The organism is Brevibacillus fluminis, from assembly GCF_003710825.1.
Classification (GTDB): domain Bacteria; phylum Bacillota; class Bacilli; order Brevibacillales; family Brevibacillaceae; genus Brevibacillus_D; species Brevibacillus_D fluminis.
Map to the genome: position 1 here is coordinate 87609 of NZ_RHHQ01000002.1, position 21157 is coordinate 108765.

The window sequence follows — 21157 nt, forward strand, 5'->3', positions numbered from 1 at the left end:
CTCCTAACTGTCTCTGTTCCGTTCAAGGTTCAAGATTTCCACGATCCGGTTACGATATTTCGTTGCCTTCCGAGCATTGGTCATGATGTCGCCGAGTCGATTTTCCGGAATATGATAGCGCTGGCAAAATTCGCGCTGATCCATCTGCAATTCCGCCAGCCTCTTTTTAATGGCCCAACCCAATGGGGAAATGGGCCGCTTTCTCACCATAAATTCACCTCCACTCGCCCTCTTGCGTAGCCAAGCCTTTAGGGAAACTGATATAATTTCATTGGGAAGCTACTTCCCATATTTTCCATATTACTGATTATTTTCAGTTTAGTCAATTGTTATTACTGATTATTTTCTATGGATATTATTCATATTCCTTTGTTATTCAGTCTGTTTTTGTGAGGTGTGGGTTCATGTGTTCCATCGGGGATCGAATACGTGCATTGCGGCAGGAGCGGGACATTTCCATGAATGAGCTGGAAGATCAGATCGGCGCCTCTCGCGGCAGTGTGAACAAATGGGAAAAAGGCAGTGTGCCGGGAGGGAATTCGCTAGTCGCGCTTTCGACGTTTTTCGGCGTTTCTACTGACTGGATTCTGAAGGGGCAGGAAGATTTGACGTTGGCGGTAGGGACAGACCCCGCTTCTTTTTTGGTTCGCGAGCGGGAATCTACTACCCATCCTGCGGTTTATTCTGCCGAATCTGCCGCTCTGGCCGCCTCTCTTGCCAGCAAAGCAAGTGCACTGCCACCCAAAAAAGTCGAGCTGCTGCACGGCATTGCAGATGAGCTGCTCAAGCTGCATCTGCTGGAGACACAAAGCAAGCCTGCTCGGGGCAAGAAAAAAGAGAAAGCTTAGTCACCATGCGTTCAAAATAAAACCTCCCGTTGCTTTTCTTAGAGAAGGAGAAGCAGCGGGAGGTTTTGGTTTATTTAATCGTGTAGGTATACGTATCGGTTTTGCCCGTTTTATCGACTGCCTTAATGGTTACGCTAGTCGCGTTTTTGGCAATAACCTCGATGTAAAAGGCTTTGTTCTCCGGGATCACTTCTTTCACACGATCGCCGATGGTCACTTCTACGGAGGTCACGTTATCCGCAGTCAGCTTGCCTGAGATCGTGTAAGCATAACGTGTCATGAATTTGGCTTTGGTCACCTTGAGCGACGAGCGGTCGATCAGTTCTGCGTTTGCGGCGAGGGAGATAGACAGCGATTCCTTGTCACCATTTTTGGCAGTCGCTTCGATGGAGATCGATAACGGCTTCGTACCCTTGATCGTGATGTCCTTGCTGAGTGAAAACGATTTGCTGCTGCTTTTGAACGTGGCTTTGTAAGACTTGTCGCTGACTTTCACATAGATCTTGCTGATGTCTTTGGTTTTCGCTACCCCTGACACTTTCAGTTTATACGTATCGGCTTTGGAGGTTGACTGAAGCTCCGCGGTGATGGTTGTTTTGTCGAGAAGCACAGCGTTAGCTGCAAAGGCAGGCATGATGCCAACCAGTATGACAGCCAGCATGGTAAGGATGAGTAAGACCGTTTTGACGGGTTTGTGAAGCAAGGACATTCTATCAACTCCAAATATTTGGTAATTAGCAGTTTTATTATAGGGGATGGGCGGGGATTTGGGAAGGGAAAGAGATTGTAGAAAATGGAAAAGGGCCTGTCTCGTTGGAAACAGGCCACTTCCTCGTATGAATTAGGTACCTACTCTTTGTTGCTCGCTATAATCAAACTGGCAGAACTGCAAAAGCAATAAGGATTATCTTAAGCAATACAACAGCAACCAATAGCTACTACTTTTGGATGCACGTTATGGCGTGTGCCTACCCATGAAGTTGAATGTACCTTTCGGATAACGATCCCATTGATCCGGAATGTAAGATTCCGTTCCCCCAAGTATGCCTTGCTTCCGCACAATCGTGCCCCCATCGTCCAGCAGATACGACGAACCGGTTGGATCACCGAGCACATCCATCACTTGACCATCTTTTTTAATAATAAAGGCGCAGTTATGAATTCCTGTTCCGCTAAGTTGCGCTTCATTATTAAAGTACCAGCTTGTTGTCACATCCATAAAATCGTAAAAGGTGCTATCGATTGTTATATTTACATCATTTGCACGCAAATACTCCAGGGGTATTGTGAGTACTCTGATCTTATTTGTCGTATCCAGCCACTGATATACCTCTAGTTCATATCCGGTTGGTTTCTTAAGCTCAGTTCCAAATGGATAATAAATCTCCAACGCTCGTTGACCCGTTCCGGCTGAAAGATACTCAGATATGAAGATAGTCTGCGCCTGGGTCATCGTTTGCGTTGTTTGTGCAACGGTATAACCTGGGGCCTTTACGACAATTACATAGTCTTTACCAAATGGAAAAAGACGATTGTCGAGTGTGATTTTTCCCGTTCGGACCGTGTATTGGTTTGCAGAAACTGCGGTACCATCCACCTCTACCGACGAAATCTTTCCTTCCCAGTCAGCATTAGCAGGGAACGTGATATCAATGTCTTTACCTACTTTGTTTTCCGATGTATCGGCACTTAGCGCAGGTGCATCCAGTACAACCGGATCCGCTTCCGCAATGACTTGGTTCACGGTCGCCGGGTTATACCCCGTCGCTTTTACAACAAGAGCGTAGCTTTTCGCTGTCGTAAACAAGCTCTTATCTAACGTGATTGTACCTGACGCCACCGTATACTTCCCTGCGTCAACCGCCGTGCCGTCCAGCTCGATTTCCGTTATCTTGCCTTCCCAAGCGGTATCCGTCGGGAAGGTAATATCGATGTCCTTGCCTACATTCGCCTCGGTTGTGTCGGCGGTCAACGCGGGCGGATCGACCACCACCGGATCTGCCGCATCAATCACCTGGCTCACTGTCGCCGGGTTGTATCCTGTCGCTTTTACCACTAGCGTGTAAGTTTTCGCTGTCGTATACAAGCTCTTATCTAACGTGATTGTCCCTGACGCCACCGTATACTTCCCTGCGTCAACCGCCGTGCCGTCCAGCTCGATTTCCGTTATCTTGCCTTCCCAATCGGCATTCGTCGGGAAAGTAATATCGATGTCCTTGCCTACCTTCGCCTCGGTTGTGTCGGCAGTCAACGTGGGTGGATCGACCACCACCGGATCTGCCACATCAATCACCTGGCTCACTGTCGCCGGGTTGTATCCCGCCGCCTTTACCACCAGCGCGTAGCTTTTTGCTGTCGTGAACAAGCTCTTGTCTAACGTGATTGTCCCTGACGCCACCGTATACTTCCCTGCGTCAACCGCCGTTCCATCCAGTTCGATTTCCGTTATCTTACCTTCCCAAGCGGCATTCGTCGGGAAGGTAAGATCGATGTCCTTGCCTACCTTCGCCTCGGTTGTGTCGGCAGTCAACGTGGGTGGATCGACCACCACCGGATCTGCCACATCAATCACCTGGCTCACTGTCGCCGGGTTGTATCCCGTCGCCTTTACCACTAGCGCGTAGCTTTTTGCTGTCGTGAACAAGCTCTTGTCTAACGTGATTGTCCCTGACGCCACCGTATACTTCCCTGCGTCAACCGCCGTTCCATCCAGTTCGATTTCCGTTATCTTGCCTTCCCAAGTAGTATTCGTCGGGAAGGTAATATCGATGTCCTTGCCTACCTTCGCCTCGGTTGTATCGGCAGCCAAAACAGGCGCATCAATTAAAGTAGGATCTGCTGGCGCAATTTGTTGCGATACCGCCGAATTTCGATATCCTGTCGCCTTCACGACAATTGTATAACTTTTCGCTGTCGGGAATAGCGTCGAGTCAAGCGTGATTTTCCCTGGGGCTACAGCATATTTCCCTGTAGCAGCTGCTACGCCATCCACTGTTAACGAGGTGATCTTCCCTTCCCAATCAGCGTTTGTCGCAAAGGTCAGCTCAATGTCTTTCCCGACTTTTGCATCCGTCGAGTCTGCAGACAATGTTGGCGAAATGGAGGGGCTTGATCCACTAATAGCCGGCGTTGAAACTGATCCAGTAGGTGTAATAAACGCCGGAACGCTTGAAACCCCAGAAGCGGACTGCACACCATTCACCGGTGCGACAAACCCTTGGACAGTATCAACAGAGTTGTTGCCAATAACCAAAGAACCGGTAGTAACGCCTCCCAAATTTATGCTTCCGGTTGTGGCCGGCTGTAAGATTACGTTAGCTCCGGCCAGAGCCCCCGCCTTTGCCGTATCATCTGCATTAATTTGAACAGGATTATTGATGATGACATCGCCGTTCAACTGTGTTGAGCCGATCAATGTAATGGATGCTTGCGCCGGAGCGACTGCCGTTTGCCAAATGACTGTGGACAGCACAGCAAAGGCTAACATTTTTTTATTCATAGGTTGCTTCCCCCCTTTCTATTATTGAATGGTTGTGGTTCCGTCAACGATTACATTTTCAAGCGTAATAGTGCTGGATGCTTTCAAACTCAGGTTACCTGTAATATGAACATTTTTTAATCCAAACGTATTAGCTGTGATAATGACATTGGAATACGTCTTGTTTGAAACGATTGCATTCTCAAAACTAGGGCCAAATGTAACAATGCTATTCCTGCCTAGCTGAATTTCCATTCGCTTTCGGACAGGCCTACACCGTGCGGGCGACTTTCATCGCACACGGCGTGTCATCAACTGTAGAAGCTCATTCTTTGCTAGCTATCTTACGTCTTATTTCCCCGCTTGTAGTATAGCAGTCCTGCGCTAAGCAAATTCTGAACAAACCAGGTGTTGTCCATCCTCCCTCATAGAAACACTTCCATAAAAAATACCCCTAACAACGAATTAAATTCGCTGTTAGGGGCAACAAACCATACCGCTTTTTACAGATTCGTTACAGGAATCATGGTTGTTCCATCATTGAGATAGATTTTGTAAGTCAATTCATCCGTATTACCCATGGTATCAGCATAGATGATAAGGAGCTTGACTTGCCCATCCGCATCTGTCAGTTGCTGCAGTTCGGTCACGCCTTTATTCTCGGTTACATCCAACCCATCTACCTTATACGTATCCGCTGGATCCTCACCCTGTACAACGGTTAGGGCATACTTAAATTGATACCCACTCACAGGATTTCCGTACTGGTCTTTCGCAGTTAACGTAACTTCTGTGAAAAATTCGTCATCACTATTCGTATCGGATAAAGCCACAGCACTCGAATTGGCAAGAATCGCTTCACCAGCAGTTACAGTCTGTGTCACTACAGACGGTTGGTAGCCTGTTGCAGTAACCGAGATGGTATGATCACCCGCATTTTGGATAACTCCTTGCTTAATTGTTAATTTTCCGGAAGACAAGCTATACTTGCCTGTTGCCAGTGCAATACCATCCACAGATACAGCTGTAACGTTTGTTTCCCAGTTTGCATTGTCAACGAACGTAATTTCAAGTGGATTGTCTACATTGTTTGCCGTTGAATCAGCTGTTAATGCAATTCCCATGCTATTCCTGTCTAACCCGCTGCCTCTCTTTCTCCAGCCGGTTTTCGAACAGGCCTACACCGTGCGGGCGACTTTCATCGCACACGGCGTGCCATCAATTGATAGAAACACGAATCTGCTTATTTCCCCACTCCTATCATAAGCAATCGGTACTGAACAAATTCTAAACATGTGCGCAACTACGATAAAAAAGCGCAGAATCCCGTGTTTGAGATTTCTGCGCTTTTCACTTTGGAAATTTTAGTTTGTTTTATTCAATGGTACCTGGTAAATAACGAAACCTATTTTACAAACAGTTGCTTTAATTAGATAACGAGTAGGTAGCGTGAGCCTCTGCTGCTGGCGATGTATTCCCGTATTTATCAACAGCATATACACTTACATAAACCTCATTACCATTCTGTACACCCTCTAAATCATTGCCAACACCAATAAACATTGTACCGTTATAGAAAGTTTTCGATACTTCCTGATAGTACGTGTGCTGCGTTGGTGTCGCTGGAGCATTAAAGTTGACATAGAAATCAAATCGTTTCAGATCGGGGTCACTTGACTGATTATCCCACAAAATATGCATGGTAGGAGCCCCTAGATTGTCAGTAAGCAGAATCCCCGTCGGTGTTGCAGGTGCGGCTTTATCCCAGACAATCGATGTTTCATCATTCAGAGCTGGAGTAGAAGCATTATTCGCTGCATCTACTGCGACCACAGTAAAAAAGAGGCTATCGCCATTGGCGGGAACAATTGCGCCATTCGTAAGCGCCGTCAAATCAATATCTTTAGCGCCAGTTCCTGTGATCGTTTGATAATGATCCACCGCTGGATTGGTTCCAGGCATGGCATTCACGCCTACAAAGACCTTGTAATGAACTACACCTTCTGTAACTGCATCAGCATCAACAAGGGTCAATGTCGCTACAGTTGTACTGCCAAGCTTTTGGATTCCCGTAACACCTGCACTGAGTCCGTTTGGAGGAGTGGTATCGCTATTCTCGTCTTATACCGCCATACACAATACACACGGCTTTCGAATCGAGCCTACACCGTACGTGCGCCTTTCAACGCATACGGCGTGCCGTCAATCTCAAAATCCCAAACTCTGAGTCAAGGTCCTAACTTATTTCCCCATATTTGAGCATACCATCGAATCACTAAACAAATACTGAACATCGAACATTTCCTGCAAAAAAGAGCCTGCAACACTTGTTACAGGCTGAAGGAAAGATTCTAATTATGGAGTTCCTTTCAACTACAATTCATTTTGCGTTGGAATCTTCTTCGTAATCGTGAGTGTCGGTGCATCGTCAGTCGGATCTTTCAACTCCAACCGAACCGTGTAAGTCGTAGCGGCGTTTAAACCCGAAAACTCGTAAGAAGAAGCATTGCTTCCGACAGGCCCCTTCTCAACCCCATTCAAATACACATGGACATCGGTGTACCCTGCCGAATTATCCCAGGAAATGGACATCAGAGTTAGTGTAGAAGTTGGGGCCAAATCCATAATCGGTAGCTGAACTCTGACACTTTCGTCTTTGTTCGGTTCCTTGAGCGCCAAATAGACTTGCGATACTGAAACAAAACCGTTTGTGATCGTAAGTGAGGCAGGTCCTGCGATACTTCCTTGCGTACCAGTGGCAATGATGTTTCCGTTTGATGGTGCGTCGTAAACATTTATAACAGCATTAGCAGGCACATTTGCGAGGTCTAGGGTATCATCGCCAGTAGCATTGTCTGTAATCGCAATAGATGCTTTGGTCGGTGCTGTACTGACAGGTCTTTTCCTGCCTAATCTACAATGTCCTCAAAACCGAACATCGAGATTTTCGACAGGCCTACACCGTGCGGGCGCCTTTCAGCGCACACGGCGTTCCATCAATCGTAGTCTCTCTATTCACAAGCCGTGATGAATTGAACGCTTATTTCCCCATTCTCAGTTTATCACAAAGATCTCAACAAATTCTGAACAGTATGTATGTAAAAGCGTTAAAAAATACGCCAATCAATAGGACGGTTAGCGGTATTCTCTTATATTGACTGATACATTAGCATACAGAGTCTCTTTCGTTCGGATCGTCTTCCCATCCATACCATTTTGAGTTTTGTAGTTGATTGGTTTTATGTTTTACCCTTATGCTTTGACAGCTCTGAATGTGTTACCATTACAATTTAATTCGATTTTAAGCTTTCTACTCGGACGGACGGTAAAGTATATTTCAGCCAAAAACTTCTTAAAAGCATTATCTCAGTAATTCTCGTCCAAAAGAAAGAAAAAGCCCCCCCCCCTTAACAGGGAAGGCCTTTTTCTACATTTTCCTGAAAACTACTGGTACTACTCAGCTCATAAATTATGAAACAGTAAGTGTAATGGTTACATCCGCACTATCCACTGTTCCATCATTTGCTTTAACCGTGATCACTACAACAGTGCCTACTTCTCCTGCAGCTGGTGTGTATTCCACTGTTTTTTTGTCAGCATTCAATGTCGCACTCGCTGCTCCATTGTCTCCAACTACTGTGTACGTCAATATATCTCCATCCACATCACTGAAGATTGTGCTGAGGTCCAATGTGTACAGTGTTCCCACTGTGCCGCTGGCTGTTTGATTCGTTGCTGTAGGTGCATTGTTTACTGGTGTGCTATTCCTGTCTAACCGACTGTCACTGGCAGTTTTCGAACAGGCCTACACCGTGCGGGCGACTTTCATCGCACACGGCGTGTCATCAATCGTAGAGTCTAATTCCTTAACATTATCAACTTATTTCCCCAAAGGTATAATAGCACATTGGAAAAATATGCTGTAGATAAAATTGAACTGATTTAATATTATAAAAACAACACACAAATGGTAAGTAATACCAAAGACTCATCTAGCTTTTATGAAGGAAATGCTATGCTGAAGGTAACTCCATTGCTGGATGTAAATTTTCTATATAGACAAAAAGATGGATTCCCCCCCTCTCACCCCTTCGTTGTTCCTAATTTGGAAATCACCTACAAAAAAGCACATGAATTCCCTAGCATTCAATAAAGGCTAAGAAAAAGTACCTAATCCACTCTTACCGAAAGATAGCTTCTTTCTCCCCCCCTCGTTTTTGTTCTTTTTTGTCTGGGTGGCTCAAGTAGCATCTTTCGGCTTTCGTTCCTCCTATGAATTATGAATAAGATATGATGGTTAGATATAAGAATCCCCATCCTACTTTCAGTTAGCCTTGATTCTCCATGATTGTCATCGATTGTTTATGTGTTATCAGCCATCACGTGAGGGGATTGCTCTCCTTGTTCCGTCTGCACTGTTGGTGCAGTCGGTGCATCTTTACGAAAGGCCATGTGCCTCTTCGGCTGGCTCTCCCCCGCTCACTGCACCACTGCGGGCAATCACTGTACCGTTTTTCTGCGAGACATGAGTGCGTTCATTTTCCTTGATTGGCGTAGCGGTCGGTGCGATTTCACCCCATCCTATGCGATTCAAGGATTCTCACCGACCCGCTTATCGCTCCGCAGTATACCTCCGTCTGGTTCGACTTCACTAAAATAGTACCGGAAGACCATTTTCTTCGCTTCAACAGCATAATGTTCTATATATGATCAAGCAATCTATAGTCAAAAAGGATGATGAAAATGCGGAGATGGTTCATTGGTTTACTTACTTTACTTTTATTGTTTAGCCTGACTTCCACAGTATCAGCAGAATCATTTGAACGCGTTTACTTACACAAGGTCATGGACAGTGATAGTAAAGCCCTTATCGTAAGAGCCAATGGAGATATGTACATGATTCAATACGGCGTAGGTGTGATCTCAATTTGGCGGTATGAGGGAAAAACGGTTTACATATCCTCGCCGGGACTTTTCGCCGGTGTAGGATCCAAAATCATCTTGCCAGACGTAAGCCAAGAAGCAAGGATTTGGAATTCCACTTTCGTTGAAAACATAAATCTTCCCACTACTTTTCCAATACCGCCATCACCTATACTTCCACAGCCTACCCCACAAGATACATCGGTGACACCAATTTATGGAATAACGGTAGTGATTATTGCTGTTGAAAAAGCGCCAGTCCTTAAAGATACAGTAAACACCCCAGAGAACCTCATAGGGTTTCTTCCCTATGGAACACCATTAGAATTGGATGCCGTGAATCTTTCCGAATGGTATGCGGCCATATTTGGAAAATCAATTTTGTATGTGTCCAAGAATCATACCACCAGCTTTAAAACCATTGCGCCGAAAGGTATTACTATCAAATCCGAAAAGGGATATCTGTTTACTATACCATCTGCAAATGGGAAGTCGATTGGTTCCTTTGTAAAAAATACCAAACTTGTAGCAATAGGAGAGAACGGGAACTTTTGGTTTATTCTGTATCCAAATAGCGACGGATCATTTATTGTGGGCTTTATTTCAAAAAGCATAGCTTATTAAGGAATACATTTGTGCAGTCTTATGGCCAACAGTGAGATTGTTATCTTGACCCGAGTGGCGGGGCGGTCGATGCGATTGGTACCCACTCCATGTAGCCCAACGCTTTTCACCGCTCCGTTCATCGCACCGCCGAGTGACTCACCTGGTACGCTACCAAAAAGAAAAGCTCGTATTCGTTAAGTAATCAATGTCGTTTAGCTTGATAGAGCACAACTCACTTACACGAACACCCGTATACAGCAGAAGCCAAACAATCAGGTGGTTCCGCTGGCTGACTTTGCTCCTGTCCTGGACAAAGAACAGCAGCTGGTTTACCTCCTGCTCTGAAAACACCTCGACCTCCCCCACACTACCTGCTGCCACCTTGATCCTGTCTTTACGTAGCGTGACGACTTGTTCCGTTGCCAGTTTACGTTCGATCAGGAATCGATTGAACGCCTGTATTGAGTTGATTTTCTTGTTGATCGTAGCAACTGAATACTTGAGGTCCAAAAGATGATTCTTGTAGCTGGTAATGTAGTATCGCCTTAAATCAGTAGGCTTTTCTACGCCCATTGTTTTAAGGTACTCACAAAACCATTTTAAATCTCCCATGTATGATTGAATCGTTTTTTGAGCAAAACCCTTCTCAATAAGGTATAGTTCAAAATGCTGAATCACATCCACTTGAATGACCACCTTTCATTACTCACCACGCGATCCCGCAAACATGCGGAACGTCCGCCACATCTCACCTTCATCTTGACGCCATGCTTGTCTTACGTTGTCTGGGTCGAGAATGCAGAAGTGCTGGGTGAACACGATTTACTGTAGTTTCCAACCGTTCCTCCTGTCCAGGGTGTCCCAGAAAACAGTGCCCCCTAGTGTCTTGGTTTGCAGGTTTGGGAAAAGCATGAACAACAACTCCTTTTGGTTTTTTGAACGACAAAAAGCCCTACATCCGTAAATGGTTGTAGAGCTTCTATCTACATTAATATTAACAGCTTATATTTCCTGACGGTACGTTTTTGGGGTCACTGACTGTATTCTTTATAGTTTAAAGCGAGGGAAAAAGGGACGAGTTCCTTTCTAGGACTGGAAAGCGAAATAGTCCAGAATGTAAGGAGAGATTTTTCAGCGAGTTTCCGGAATGTTTTGCAGTGAGTTCGGTCAAAAGAGAAGGAAAGAGTCTACCGCATTTTTGCGATAGACTCTTTCGACATTTTTCGAGTCGTGACAGGCAGCTATTCCCCTATCCCTGAAATTTTCTTAACGTAAACCTTTAAATTTTGATAATCCACGATATAACTCATGCTTCTCTTTTTTATAATTTTTAAGAGCGGTATATTATCTCCATGGACTGTAAATGATACATATCGGATCGGCGACTCACTTAGTTGAATTTGAAGTGCCTTTCCAAATAACGAAATACTTCTAGCCATATTCCAGTATCCCTTTTTAACAAATAGATTATCATACAGCAGAATATTCTGACCTGCAACACAGGTGATACACCAACCAATTACTTCACCTTTATGACGAAGAACAAGGCTATTTTTCCCCATCGTTTGATAATGCAATGGATGAAAACGAGCAGGATACCACTCATCCAAACCAGTAGAAATCTCCTGCTTTTCATGTTCAGTCAAGGTCAAAACACTATCAATAGTATAATCATTTGATAAAAATTGATTCTTCAACCATTGATCATTCGCCATTTTTATCCCATCAAACAAAAAAACATGTTGATTAGTTTGATTAGACCAACCATGACCAAATAAAAAGTGATCATTACTGTCTGCCCTGAGATCAACAGGGAATTGAGTGTAAGTACAAGGGAATGTTAAAGTTTCTACTTTTTTTTTGAAAGCCAATTTATCTAATTCATAAAATAGGATTTCTTTTGAATGGTCCTCGTTAACATCAATAGATTTGAACTCAACGACTTCCCCACGTTCATTCTCAATGTTCAAACAAGCACTGGCTATTATTCCATCTGATTCTTCAATTTCAATGACATACGACTGTTCTTTATCCGAATGATTCCGTTCTCTTGTATTGACTATACGCATATTGCTTTGACTAATCATGGAGCAATAGGAGTTACCGTCTGATTCTCCAACGAATTGTTGAATAGATTAACAAGTGTTCCCCGTGTATAGGAAATCGAAGTAACGCTTGTTTTTTCATTGAACGAAATCGTAATGAATTCATCATTTACATCAGTATCTACTGTACCATCTGCCCTATTCGTAGAAAAAAAAGCTCCATTTGTAGAACCATTAAACGACCCACTAGATCCAGTAATTGTAAAATCCGAGGATCTTACTGATGAATCCTCAATGGGTTCCGAAAATTGAATTTGTACTTTATCATATTTCCCGTTTCCATTTGGAATCAGCTTTGCCGAAACAATTGTAGGAGGCGTTACATCGCTATTCTCGTCTTATACCACCATGGCTTTCGAACCGAGCCTACACCGTGCGGGCGACTTTCATCGCACACGGCGTTCCATCAATTGTAGCGATCTCTTTTTTATACAAATCACTTAATCTGCTCCTTATTTCCCCATTTTGATGATACCAACCAATACTAAACAAATTCTGAACAGTCAGCATCCAATTTTATACACAAAAACGGTAGCCAACGAGACATTCATCTACATTGACTACCGTTTTACGTGTTTGACTTACTTTTTGGGGAAATAAGTCATGTGATTGAGATTCTACAACTGACTGGGTCCCTTCGCTCCCGCAAGTTTTCCCCTCCCTGCCTGTGTTACCACTACAGGTTCAATCGGCATGCGATCAACACTACTACGAACCCGCCGCCATCTTACCGGCCTCACTGGCGCTAACCCGCCTCTTCCGGCAAGACTTCAAACGTTCCACCTTGTCTATCCCTTCTTTTGCAAGACCTTAGGTCCCCACTATACAATCAAAGAAAAGTAGGTTTAACAGCCTAAATTATGCCTGCTTCGTCTGTACCATTGTGGGTACATCGACTGTTGTCAAACCACTAGCAACTTACCTGACAACAGTTATCTTCAATTGGGTCAACATGGATTCGTCGCCTGACCATAGTCTGCTTTTAAGGAGCCCCGCCTTGCATTCCAGCAAGTACGACTTCACCTGACTTCACACGATGAATCCGGTTAGAAACAATCGTGGGCAGGAGGATTAGGCGCGTGAATATTAGACTGTTTTCACGGATTGGAATCGCACCAATCAACTTAACAAGATAGTTAGAGAAAGCCCAAGACTCAATGAATTGAGCTTTCTCCACCTCTTTCGCTTTACATAAGCTTATGAAGTAACGTTTCGATTATTGATTAGTGATAGTAACATCTACAACAAAAGTTTTAGTTGCATTCCCTTTAGTAAGGGTAACAGTCGCCTTTTCAACAACAGGAGTACCCGTATTGTTTACAGCAACCAGGTTTACAACATTACCTACTAATCCTAAGTAGTTAGCAGCGCTAGAACCATCTTGGGCTTTAACTGCAGTTACATTTGCATTTACACCAGTTGTTGCAGTTTGACCTGCTTGAAGAGCAACTACAGAAGAAGTAATAGGAGTGTTAGCTGCTACCGTGCTAGCAATTGTAACAGCGTTGCTGTACTTAGAAACTTCTGCGTTAACAATTTGTTGATCCAAAAGATCTTGAGCTTTAGCCACGTCTGTAAGAAGGCTTGCTTTCAAGGTTGCATCAGACAAAGCATTAACTTTTGTTTTTGCAGAATCAACTTTTGTTTGGTCAACGCCTACTGCCAAAGCTGTTTTATTAGCATCTGTAAACAAAGCAGCTACAGCATCCTTAGTAGCTTGAACAATTTGGTCATAGCCATTAACTTTCAACTTAATAACAGTTGGAGTAGTTAAGAGGTTTTTATTGTTTACATTAACAGCAGTAACAACAATATCAGCAGTTGCACCTTCTTTAGTCAGTGCGGTGATAACGTTGCCAGCGTCCAAAGTCAAACCATCAATGTTTGTTACACTGATTTGCAGGTTGCTTTGTTGCAAATTGGCATTAAAATCTTTACCATATTGGTCTTTAACGGTGATCAAGGAAAGAATTTTATCCTCCAAATCATCGCTCAATTTAGCATCAGCAATGCTGGAATTGTTAAATACAACAGACTTAGCTTGAGCTGTAGAGTCAGCAACAGTAAATGTCACGTTTTGCAGAGTCAAGCTACCAATTTTAACCGCAATACTTTCAGTACCAGCAGCTTTAGCAGATACTACATCAGTACTGTCGTTAAATGTGATGAAGGATCCTGTTTCTGTTCCAACTACAGTGGCAGGATTAATCTCTTTTCCATCTTTATCAAGCAACACAAGGTTAACGTCGGCAGCAGGAACAACAGAAAGCTTTTGACCTTTGTCATCCAAAGTGTACACTTTAACAGTCGCCGTTGATTCGTTTACAGTTGTCGCTTGATCATCAACTACGTTCAAGTTAGTTTTGTCAACTTCAACCGAGTAATTTGCAAAGTTACCTTTTGCACTTACTGTGATGTTAACAACTTTTTCGAACTTCACAGAAGGATCAGTGTTGTCTGTGTAAGTTACTTTAACAGATGTGGAACCAGCTTTGAGTCCAGTAATAGTAACAGCCGATTTATCTGGGGAAACCGTTGCGGAAGCAATCGTGGCATCAGCAACAACTGCAGTTACAACACCAGAAACAGGAACCGCTGTGTCTTTATTGTACTGATCTTTGTAAACCAGTTTAAACGATTCTGCAATAGTAGAACCTTCTGTTGTACTTACCGAAGATTTTTCAACATCAAACGTCTTAAATACAGGAGTTGCTTTCACTTCAATGGCAACTGTTTGTTCAACATTACCGATTTTCGCTTTAACATAACCAGTTCCTACAGAAATAGGAGTGATTACGCCATTATTGCCAACAATTACAACCTCAGGAGTAAGGTTTGTAAAAGTTACATTGTCAGCATTTCCATCCTCTTGAACATCTACACTCTTACCGAACTGGTCAAGATAGAAGAGGCCCAAATTCTTGTTTGTTTCATTCATGTAGACAGAATGTACTACATCTTCAGCTTTAAGTGCCTTAAATGCATCAGTAGTACCAACTGGGAAGTTACCTGCGGCTTTAGCAGCAATATGGTAACCAACAAACGTGGTAGGAGTAGAATTTTTCACATAAAGAACTGTGTTTGCAGTCGAAATTGTAGTACCTTTAACAGTTACCTTAACAACAACTGTTTTCCCATCAGCATTACCAGCAACAAGGCCAGTCGATCCGACAACTCCAACGTCGGAGGAGGCAAACTCAAGTTCAACCTCTGAGGTTACATCGCGGCCTAATTTGTCAGTTACTTTGATAACGTCTTTCAAGTTTGTACCAGGTGCAACTGTAGTAGAAGTAAAGGAAACTGCATTTACATCTGCCTTGGTGTAGGTAAACTTATCGTTATCTTCAGTAATAACTTTATCGTCAGCACCTACAACATTTTTTGTATTAGCGTTGTACTCACTTCCAGATGCTAACGCGTCAAACAATGTAACTGTTACAACTTTCTTGTTATCAGCTTTCACTTCTGCTTTGCTTACAAATACACGCGTTCCATCAGAAACTTTCGTAATTGTAAAATCAGCTGGTTTAACGGATTTTACTTCTTTATTGAAAGTCAACTCAACTTGTTTGCTGTTAATAGCACTTACGCTATCAACTTTCAGTTCAGCTGCAGCTGCAATTTTGAAGCTACCAGTTTTAACTTTGCTATCAGCATCATCATTGCTTGCGATTACTTCATAAGTGTAGTCGCCAGCTGCCAGATCAGCAAAATCTGCGCTAAATTTGTTGTCTTTTACGTCAACTGTTTTTGTAGCAACGTCTTTGCCATCTTTGTCGATAACAGTTACGTCTACAGTTTTAGCATCTTTTGTTGTACCAGCGATGGTTACTTTGCTGTCAACTGGAGTTGCAGTTACATCACCAACAGTTGGACCGTCGAGTGGAGTTTCTACAGTACCAGAATCTTGACCGTTTTCATCGATAGAAGAGTAATCAGCAGTAATATCATCGCCGAAAACTGCTTCTAGATCGTCAGTCAGTGCATCCTCACCGGACTCAAGCAAGTCGTCCAACGTAGCTGCATTACCTTCATCATCAACGTAAACAACATGGTCGAGACCAGCTTTGTCAGCTTCGTCTTCGATTTTAGAGTTATTTTTAGAAGAGAAGAAAGAATCCAAGCTATAGAAATGTTTAACTTCTCCGCCGATGTAGAAACCAGGTGTTGCTGCAAATGCAGAAGAAGCCATGCTAGCTATAACAGCTGTAGACAAGACAGACAGTGCCAACTTCTTGTTTTTCACGTACTACCCCTCCAACTAAATGTTTGATAGGACTCTTTTTATAAAACTCGGACTGCCATGATGCGAATTTCTTGGTTGTATGTGTTGCAGTCCAATTGGGTAAACTGTGTAGTGATCGACCTGATCTCTTATGTAGGCAATCAGAGGGTACAAGACCCTCTGACTACCGATCTATCAAAGTCCCAAGTCAATCTATTCTCTTCACCTAGGTGAAGAGCGTCCTTCTAATTTGACTTAAAAATTAGAAGTTCTTTTTCAGCTCAGTTACTTTATCGTTTTTGTCAGTTACAACCAACGTGTAGGAAGTAACATCACCGAATACCAATTTTTTACCAGTGTCGAATGAACCATCAGCATTCACTTCTACATCGTAAGTTTTGGTTCCGATTTTTACTTGCAGCGATTTAACATTTTCAGTATCAACCGCGCCTTTAGCACCAGCTACTTGGTATGCTTTCATATTAGCTTGGTTGTAAACAGTTGGAGTTACCAGTTTAAAGTTAACCAAGTCTGTTGGCTCTTCTGGCGTGTATCCATTTGGATAAGCCAAGAATTTATTCATATCGTAATCGTTTTCGTCGATTTCATCTTCATCGCCGATAACTACTACGTAGTCCAATTTGGACTCATCATCATCAGTGTCGACCATTACAACGTAATCGCCATCGTTTACGCTAGTGATGTCATCGAAATCAGTGTTGAAGAATGCAGTGCTGGAAGTTGTGAAGAGGGTATCTTTTTGCTCTTTACCATCTTTGTCCAGGTAAGTGAAAGTGATTTTGTTGGAATCAACTTTCGTTACTTTACCTGTACGTACATCATCCAGATCAGCTTTTGTGATGTCTTTCAACACAGATACTTGGTCTGGATTATCGTTTGCACCGTTAACGATTTGTACAGCATCTTTGATGATTACTTCATTGTCACCGTTCAGGCCATACTCAATGAAGTCAAAACGGTTGAAACGTTTTTGAGCATCTTTCACGCTGCCATCCAATTTGTAGAGGTTGGATTTCAGTTCGCCGTTTTCACGAGTCAAGATCTCAACGAGGTCGTCTCCACCTTTAACATACAGGTTTTTCACGTAACCGTAAGAGTTGTTGTCGGATACGGAACCACCGTCAACTACGAAAACATATTCCAGCTCGTTGTCATCAGTTGTGTAGAAAACAGTTTTCTTGTTGTCATCAGCAACGGATTTGAACTTAGCTACGCGTACGTCTTGGAGTTCATGACGGCTAGCGCCTGTAGTTTTAACATCACCAGTCATATCGAATACAACTGTGCTGTCAGTTACATCGTAAGATTGTTTTTTGCCGTTAGCGTCTTTAACGTTCAGCACCATGCCGTCTTCATCAGCAGCATCGTCCCACGCTTGACCGGAGAGAGGATTCAGTTTGGTTTTGTCCATAACTTTTACTTTGTCTACATCGCCTTTGGAGTTCAAAGTGATTTCAACCAAGTGCAAGTTTTTAGCGGATTTGTCAGAGTCGATTGTTACGAGCTGTTTCATGATCTCAGCATCAGTCAACTCTTCACCAGTGGAATCCCACTCGATGTCTTCAGCTTCCAGGCTTACAGTTTGTTTTGTACCTTTTTCAGTGTACGCAACAAATGTGTATTTGTCGGAGCTTGTATCGTAAACAACGTCTTTCGTAACAACTGCTTTGAAACGACGATCGTTTACATTGTCTTTTGTTTCCAAGTGACGGATACGACCAGCTGCATCGAGGTAGACTTTAACATCTACGCCGTCCAGGTCACGCAGTTTGTCGCGCAGGTCTGTACCGGTTGGTTTTTTGATGTCTTTGTTAGCGTTGTCGGAGTAGCTTACACCTTTGCGAACACGGTATGTTTTGTCGCCGATTACCAGACGGTTGTCGTCATCTTTACGGGACTCAACTTTGTCTACTTTACCTTCAACTACTGTGCGATTAGCCATGATGATGTACTTGTCTTTTTTACCTTCTGGATAGTACACGCTGTATACGTCCATAGGTTGCAGGTCAGCAAGTTTTTTCAGCTCGCCATTGATGTAAACCAAGAAGTCTTTACCTTCTTCTTTGTCTTTCAGATCGAAGGAACCGTCTTCCAGGTTAGTGATTTTTTGTTTTGTAGCATCGACTTTCTCGATTACTTCAGAACCGTATTTTACGCCAGCTTGAGTTTGGTCAGCAGTACCGTCGTCGAATACGTTGATGTAGGAGATGTCGCCATCGGAGTTCAGAACAACTTTAGCGGATGCTGCTACGCTGTCGTTCAGAGCCGCGATCAATTTCAGACCGTCAAGAGCTTTGCTGTATGTTTTGAAGTTGTAAACAACTTTAACATCAACGTTGCCTTTGTCGTTTTTAGCCAAAGAGTAAGTTTTGTCGTTGTCAAATTTGATTTCGAAATCTTCGAGATTGTCGGAAGTCAATTTGTCGCCGTTAGAGATGACTTTGTCGTTCAGGTAGATGGTGTCAGTACGCAGGTTCAGTACATCTTCATCATCGGAGTTTTCCATCCAAACTACATAGTCTTCACGGTCGTCTTTTACCCACACTTGTACGTGTTGGCCAACGAAACCGTTAACGTTGATGCCGTCAGCTACTTTGTAAGTACCTTTGAGAGCGGAACCAGTGAAAGAAACTTCGTTTGCTTTCAAAGTGCCCAGACCCATTACTGGTACGTTGTTAACAAATGGCAAGTCTGCGGACTTGTTGCCGTTTTTGTTAGCCCAGTCTTGGTCGTAAACATCTACGTTCAGGTATTCAGACAACAGAGTTTTCTTTTCGTTGCCGTTTTTACCATCGTAGATTTCAAAACGAACGTCTGTACCATACTCAACTTGCTTCATCAAACCTACGTTCAAGGAGTTGTCGAGCATGATGAATACGTCACCGCGAGTAGCTGGTTTGTCTGGAGTAACTTTGATACCTTTGGAGATACCCAGCTCGGAAGCTTTCGCGATGTAGTTGTTTGGCCATACGCCTTTAACAGCTGGATCGTAACCGAGGGAACGGATGATCATAGCAACTGCCTCAGCATAAGTTACGTTGTTGCCAGCTTTGAAAGTTTGGTCAGTGTAACCTTTAACGATTTCTTGACCGGACGCTACGTTTACATAACCGGAGAACCAGTCAGAAGGTTTCACGTCAGTGAAGTTGGATTGGAATTGAGCCAGTTTAGCGCCTTCTTCCAAACCGCGAGCGCGTACTACCAGAGTAGCGAACTCAGCGCGAGTGATGCTGCGGTCTGTACCGTAGTCACCGTTGCCATAACCTTGAATCAGACCCAAAGCACCCAGGCGCTTAACGGTCTTTTGGAGACCTGGATCCATTTGTGGAGCTTGAGTAGCTTCTTCTGCGCCTACTACCATTGGTGCTACAGTAAGAGCGAGGGCACTTGCCAATACGCTATTAACAACCTTTTTCATAACCTTACATTCTCCTCCTCTAGTATAATCAGATTGTTCTTGGGGAAACATTCTCTTTACTTTATCTTTCTTATTAACGCCCGAATCCTGCAAGCGCGTTTCACCTCCTTTCGCAGGATCGCATTTTGTAAATGATTAGAAATATTTAGCGTTTTTTGTTAGATCGAAAATGGGACATTCATTAGTGTAACATAGTTACTAGACTACGTGAATCATTTCTTGCACAATTCCCCGATTTACTTTGACATTCTATTAAACGCCTCAGGTTTCAAAAAGTTGCGGTGCAAACCAAAGTTTTTTTTAATTATTTTCTCATCAGTTTCTAATCACCGCTACAACTTGTATTATATGGGACACCTTGGTTAAAGTCATCCGCAACCTTTTTCCAGTAAACTATTTTTCGACATTACTCGCCAATCGATGTTTGGTAATTCATTGCGGCCAAATGGTACTGATGCAGCGCATCTTGGTACTGGTTCTCTTTTGTCGTCAATTCCTCTTCCGCCTGGATGACTTCCAAGGTAGTAGCAAGTCCGTTCTCAAAACGCAGGTTGGTCAAGCGGTAGCTTTCTGCAGCCGATTCTTTCGCTTTTTGGTTAAACTCTACGGCTTTTTTCGCTGCGTTCAGGTTAAAGTAATTTTGCGTTACTTCCATTGTAATTTTGGTTTTTTGGTCTTCGATCGCCAGTTTGGCCTTTGCGATGTCGTTTTTGGCAATTTGACCGTTATAAGTGGATGCAGCAGAGTATTTTGCAATCAAATCATAGTTCAATTGCGCTACGTCTACGTCACCTTGTCTTTGCGCCATTTCCACGCGATCCTTGATCGCTTTCGCTGTCGCTTCTTCAAGCGGCATCTCGGTAACGGTTCCCATTTTGTCTTTATCGGTGAGCACCCATTGCTTGCTCAAATCGACGCCCATTGTTTGATTGAGAGTCAAACGCGCCACTTCAACCGCATTTTCCGCAGAAACGAGTGCTGCTTGTGCTCCGGATACGCCCATCTCGGCCTGGAGTACGTCTGTTTTTGCGCGTGTTCCAACTGCTACGGATGCGTTCGCTACCTTCAATTGGGTTTGCGCACGCGTCAAGCTTTGCTTTTTCAACTCGAGCTGGGATTGTGCATTCACCAGATCGTAGTATGCTTTTTGCACGCTGAGCTTGATTTTGCTTTCGGTCGCTGTGTAGGACAGTGCGTTCAGCTTTTTCGCGAGCTGGGATTTGGCATCGCTCACGTATTTGTTTTGCGCCGTTCCTACCGAATCGATGAAATCCACTTTGATCTCGCTAACCGATTCGTGTACCAGACGAGCGTTGATGTCTGCAGTGTCGATATCGATGCGCAATGATTTCAGCGTTGTGTTTGTTGCGAGCGCTTGGTCCATCGCCGATTGGATCGACAATTTTCCGGTTGCTGCCGGAGATTGAGTAGCTGGCGTTGTTGCAGGTGTAGTTGCTGGAGTTGCCGGCGTGTTAGCCGCTACTTCTTTTGGCGCTGTTGTTGGTGTTGTTGGTGTTGTTGTTGTTGTTGTTG

Annotated in this window: 13 protein-coding genes and 1 pseudogene; 2 read left to right on the forward strand and 12 right to left on the reverse strand. The window is 43.6% G+C overall.

Features of this window, described 5'->3' with window-relative positions:
* Positions 1-3 precede the first annotated feature (3 nt).
* Complete coding sequence (locus EDM56_RS00550; RefSeq protein WP_122915926.1) at positions 4-210, reverse strand: XRE family transcriptional regulator; 207 nt, start codon at positions 208-210, stop codon at positions 4-6.
* A gap of 194 nt (positions 211-404) precedes the next feature.
* On the opposite strand from EDM56_RS00550, the gene EDM56_RS00555 reads away from it, so the two are divergent.
* Entirely contained in the window at positions 405-848 is a 444-nt protein-coding gene (locus EDM56_RS00555) for a helix-turn-helix domain-containing protein (RefSeq protein WP_122915927.1), read from the forward strand.
* A gap of 70 nt (positions 849-918) precedes the next feature.
* Here the strand turns inward: EDM56_RS00555 and EDM56_RS00560 are convergent, their stop codons facing one another.
* The 6 genes and pseudogenes from EDM56_RS00560 to EDM56_RS31290 form a co-directional block, all read right to left on the reverse strand.
* Entirely contained in the window at positions 919-1557 is a 639-nt protein-coding gene (locus EDM56_RS00560; protein WP_122915928.1) for a hypothetical protein, read from the reverse strand.
* Between the two features lie 246 nt (positions 1558-1803).
* Entirely contained in the window at positions 1804-4347 is a 2544-nt protein-coding gene (locus EDM56_RS00565; protein ID WP_122915929.1) for a DUF1533 domain-containing protein, read from the reverse strand.
* A gap of 482 nt (positions 4348-4829) precedes the next feature.
* The gene (locus tag EDM56_RS00570; protein ID WP_122915930.1) at positions 4830-5450 is read right to left on the reverse strand and encodes a DUF1533 domain-containing protein; all 621 of its coding nucleotides are present in this window, start codon (positions 5448-5450) and stop codon (positions 4830-4832) included.
* A gap of 301 nt (positions 5451-5751) precedes the next feature.
* On the reverse strand, positions 5752-6288 hold the full coding sequence (locus tag EDM56_RS00575; RefSeq protein WP_122915931.1) for a hypothetical protein: 537 nt from the start codon (positions 6286-6288) through the stop codon (positions 5752-5754).
* A 1507-nt stretch (positions 6289-7795) separates the two neighbouring features.
* Positions 7796-8074, reverse strand: a pseudogene (locus EDM56_RS31285) (Ig-like domain-containing protein); the annotation flags it as partial.
* Positions 8075-8764: 690 nt separating this feature from the next.
* Entirely contained in the window at positions 8765-8920 is a 156-nt protein-coding gene (locus EDM56_RS31290) for a hypothetical protein (protein WP_183192234.1), read from the reverse strand.
* 149 nt (positions 8921-9069) lie between these two features.
* Between EDM56_RS31290 and EDM56_RS00585 the strand changes: the two genes are divergently transcribed.
* A complete protein-coding gene (locus EDM56_RS00585) occupies positions 9070-9873 on the forward strand; it encodes a hypothetical protein (RefSeq protein WP_122915933.1) in 804 nt (267 codons plus the stop codon).
* 150 nt (positions 9874-10023) lie between these two features.
* On the opposite strand, the gene EDM56_RS00590 is transcribed toward EDM56_RS00585, so the two are convergent.
* The 5 genes from EDM56_RS00590 to EDM56_RS00615 all read right to left on the reverse strand — a co-directional run.
* Positions 10024-10539, reverse strand: a complete 516-nt coding sequence (locus EDM56_RS00590) for a tyrosine-type recombinase/integrase (RefSeq protein ID WP_122915934.1) — start codon at positions 10537-10539, stop codon at positions 10024-10026.
* Positions 10540-11096: 557 nt separating this feature from the next.
* Positions 11097-11942: a hypothetical protein gene (locus EDM56_RS00600; protein WP_122915935.1), complete on the reverse strand. Its 846-nt coding sequence runs from the start codon at positions 11940-11942 to the stop codon at positions 11097-11099.
* Positions 11943-13176: 1234 nt separating this feature from the next.
* Complete coding sequence (locus EDM56_RS00605; RefSeq protein WP_122915936.1) at positions 13177-16206, reverse strand: toxin Cry1Ac domain D-VI-related protein; 3030 nt, start codon at positions 16204-16206, stop codon at positions 13177-13179.
* A gap of 241 nt (positions 16207-16447) precedes the next feature.
* Entirely contained in the window at positions 16448-19717 is a 3270-nt protein-coding gene (locus EDM56_RS00610; protein ID WP_122915937.1) for an S-layer homology domain-containing protein, read from the reverse strand.
* A gap of 313 nt (positions 19718-20030) precedes the next feature.
* The coding region (locus EDM56_RS00615) for a TolC family protein (protein ID WP_221175956.1) at positions 20031-21157 on the reverse strand (1127 nt) is incomplete at its 5' end.

Excerpts from the sequence above, each read along its gene's own strand:
- EDM56_RS00565 (WP_122915929.1), bottom strand. The coding sequence starts at position 4,347 with ATGAATAAAAAAATGTTAGCCTTTGCTGTGCTGTCCACAGTCATTTGG.
- EDM56_RS00585 (WP_122915933.1), top strand. The coding sequence starts at position 9,070 with ATGCGGAGATGGTTCATTGGTTTACTTACTTTACTTTTATTGTTTAGC.
- EDM56_RS00570 (WP_122915930.1), bottom strand. The coding sequence starts at position 5,450 with ATGGGAATTGCATTAACAGCTGATTCAACGGCAAACAATGTAGACAAT.
- EDM56_RS00550 (WP_122915926.1), bottom strand. The coding sequence starts at position 210 with ATGGTGAGAAAGCGGCCCATTTCCCCATTGGGTTGGGCCATTAAAAAG.
- EDM56_RS00555 (WP_122915927.1), top strand. The coding sequence starts at position 405 with ATGTGTTCCATCGGGGATCGAATACGTGCATTGCGGCAGGAGCGGGAC.
- EDM56_RS00600 (WP_122915935.1), bottom strand. The coding sequence starts at position 11,942 with ATGATTAGTCAAAGCAATATGCGTATAGTCAATACAAGAGAACGGAAT.
- EDM56_RS00575 (WP_122915931.1), bottom strand. The coding sequence starts at position 6,288 with ATGCCTGGAACCAATCCAGCGGTGGATCATTATCAAACGATCACAGGA.
- EDM56_RS00560 (WP_122915928.1), bottom strand. The coding sequence starts at position 1,557 with ATGTCCTTGCTTCACAAACCCGTCAAAACGGTCTTACTCATCCTTACC.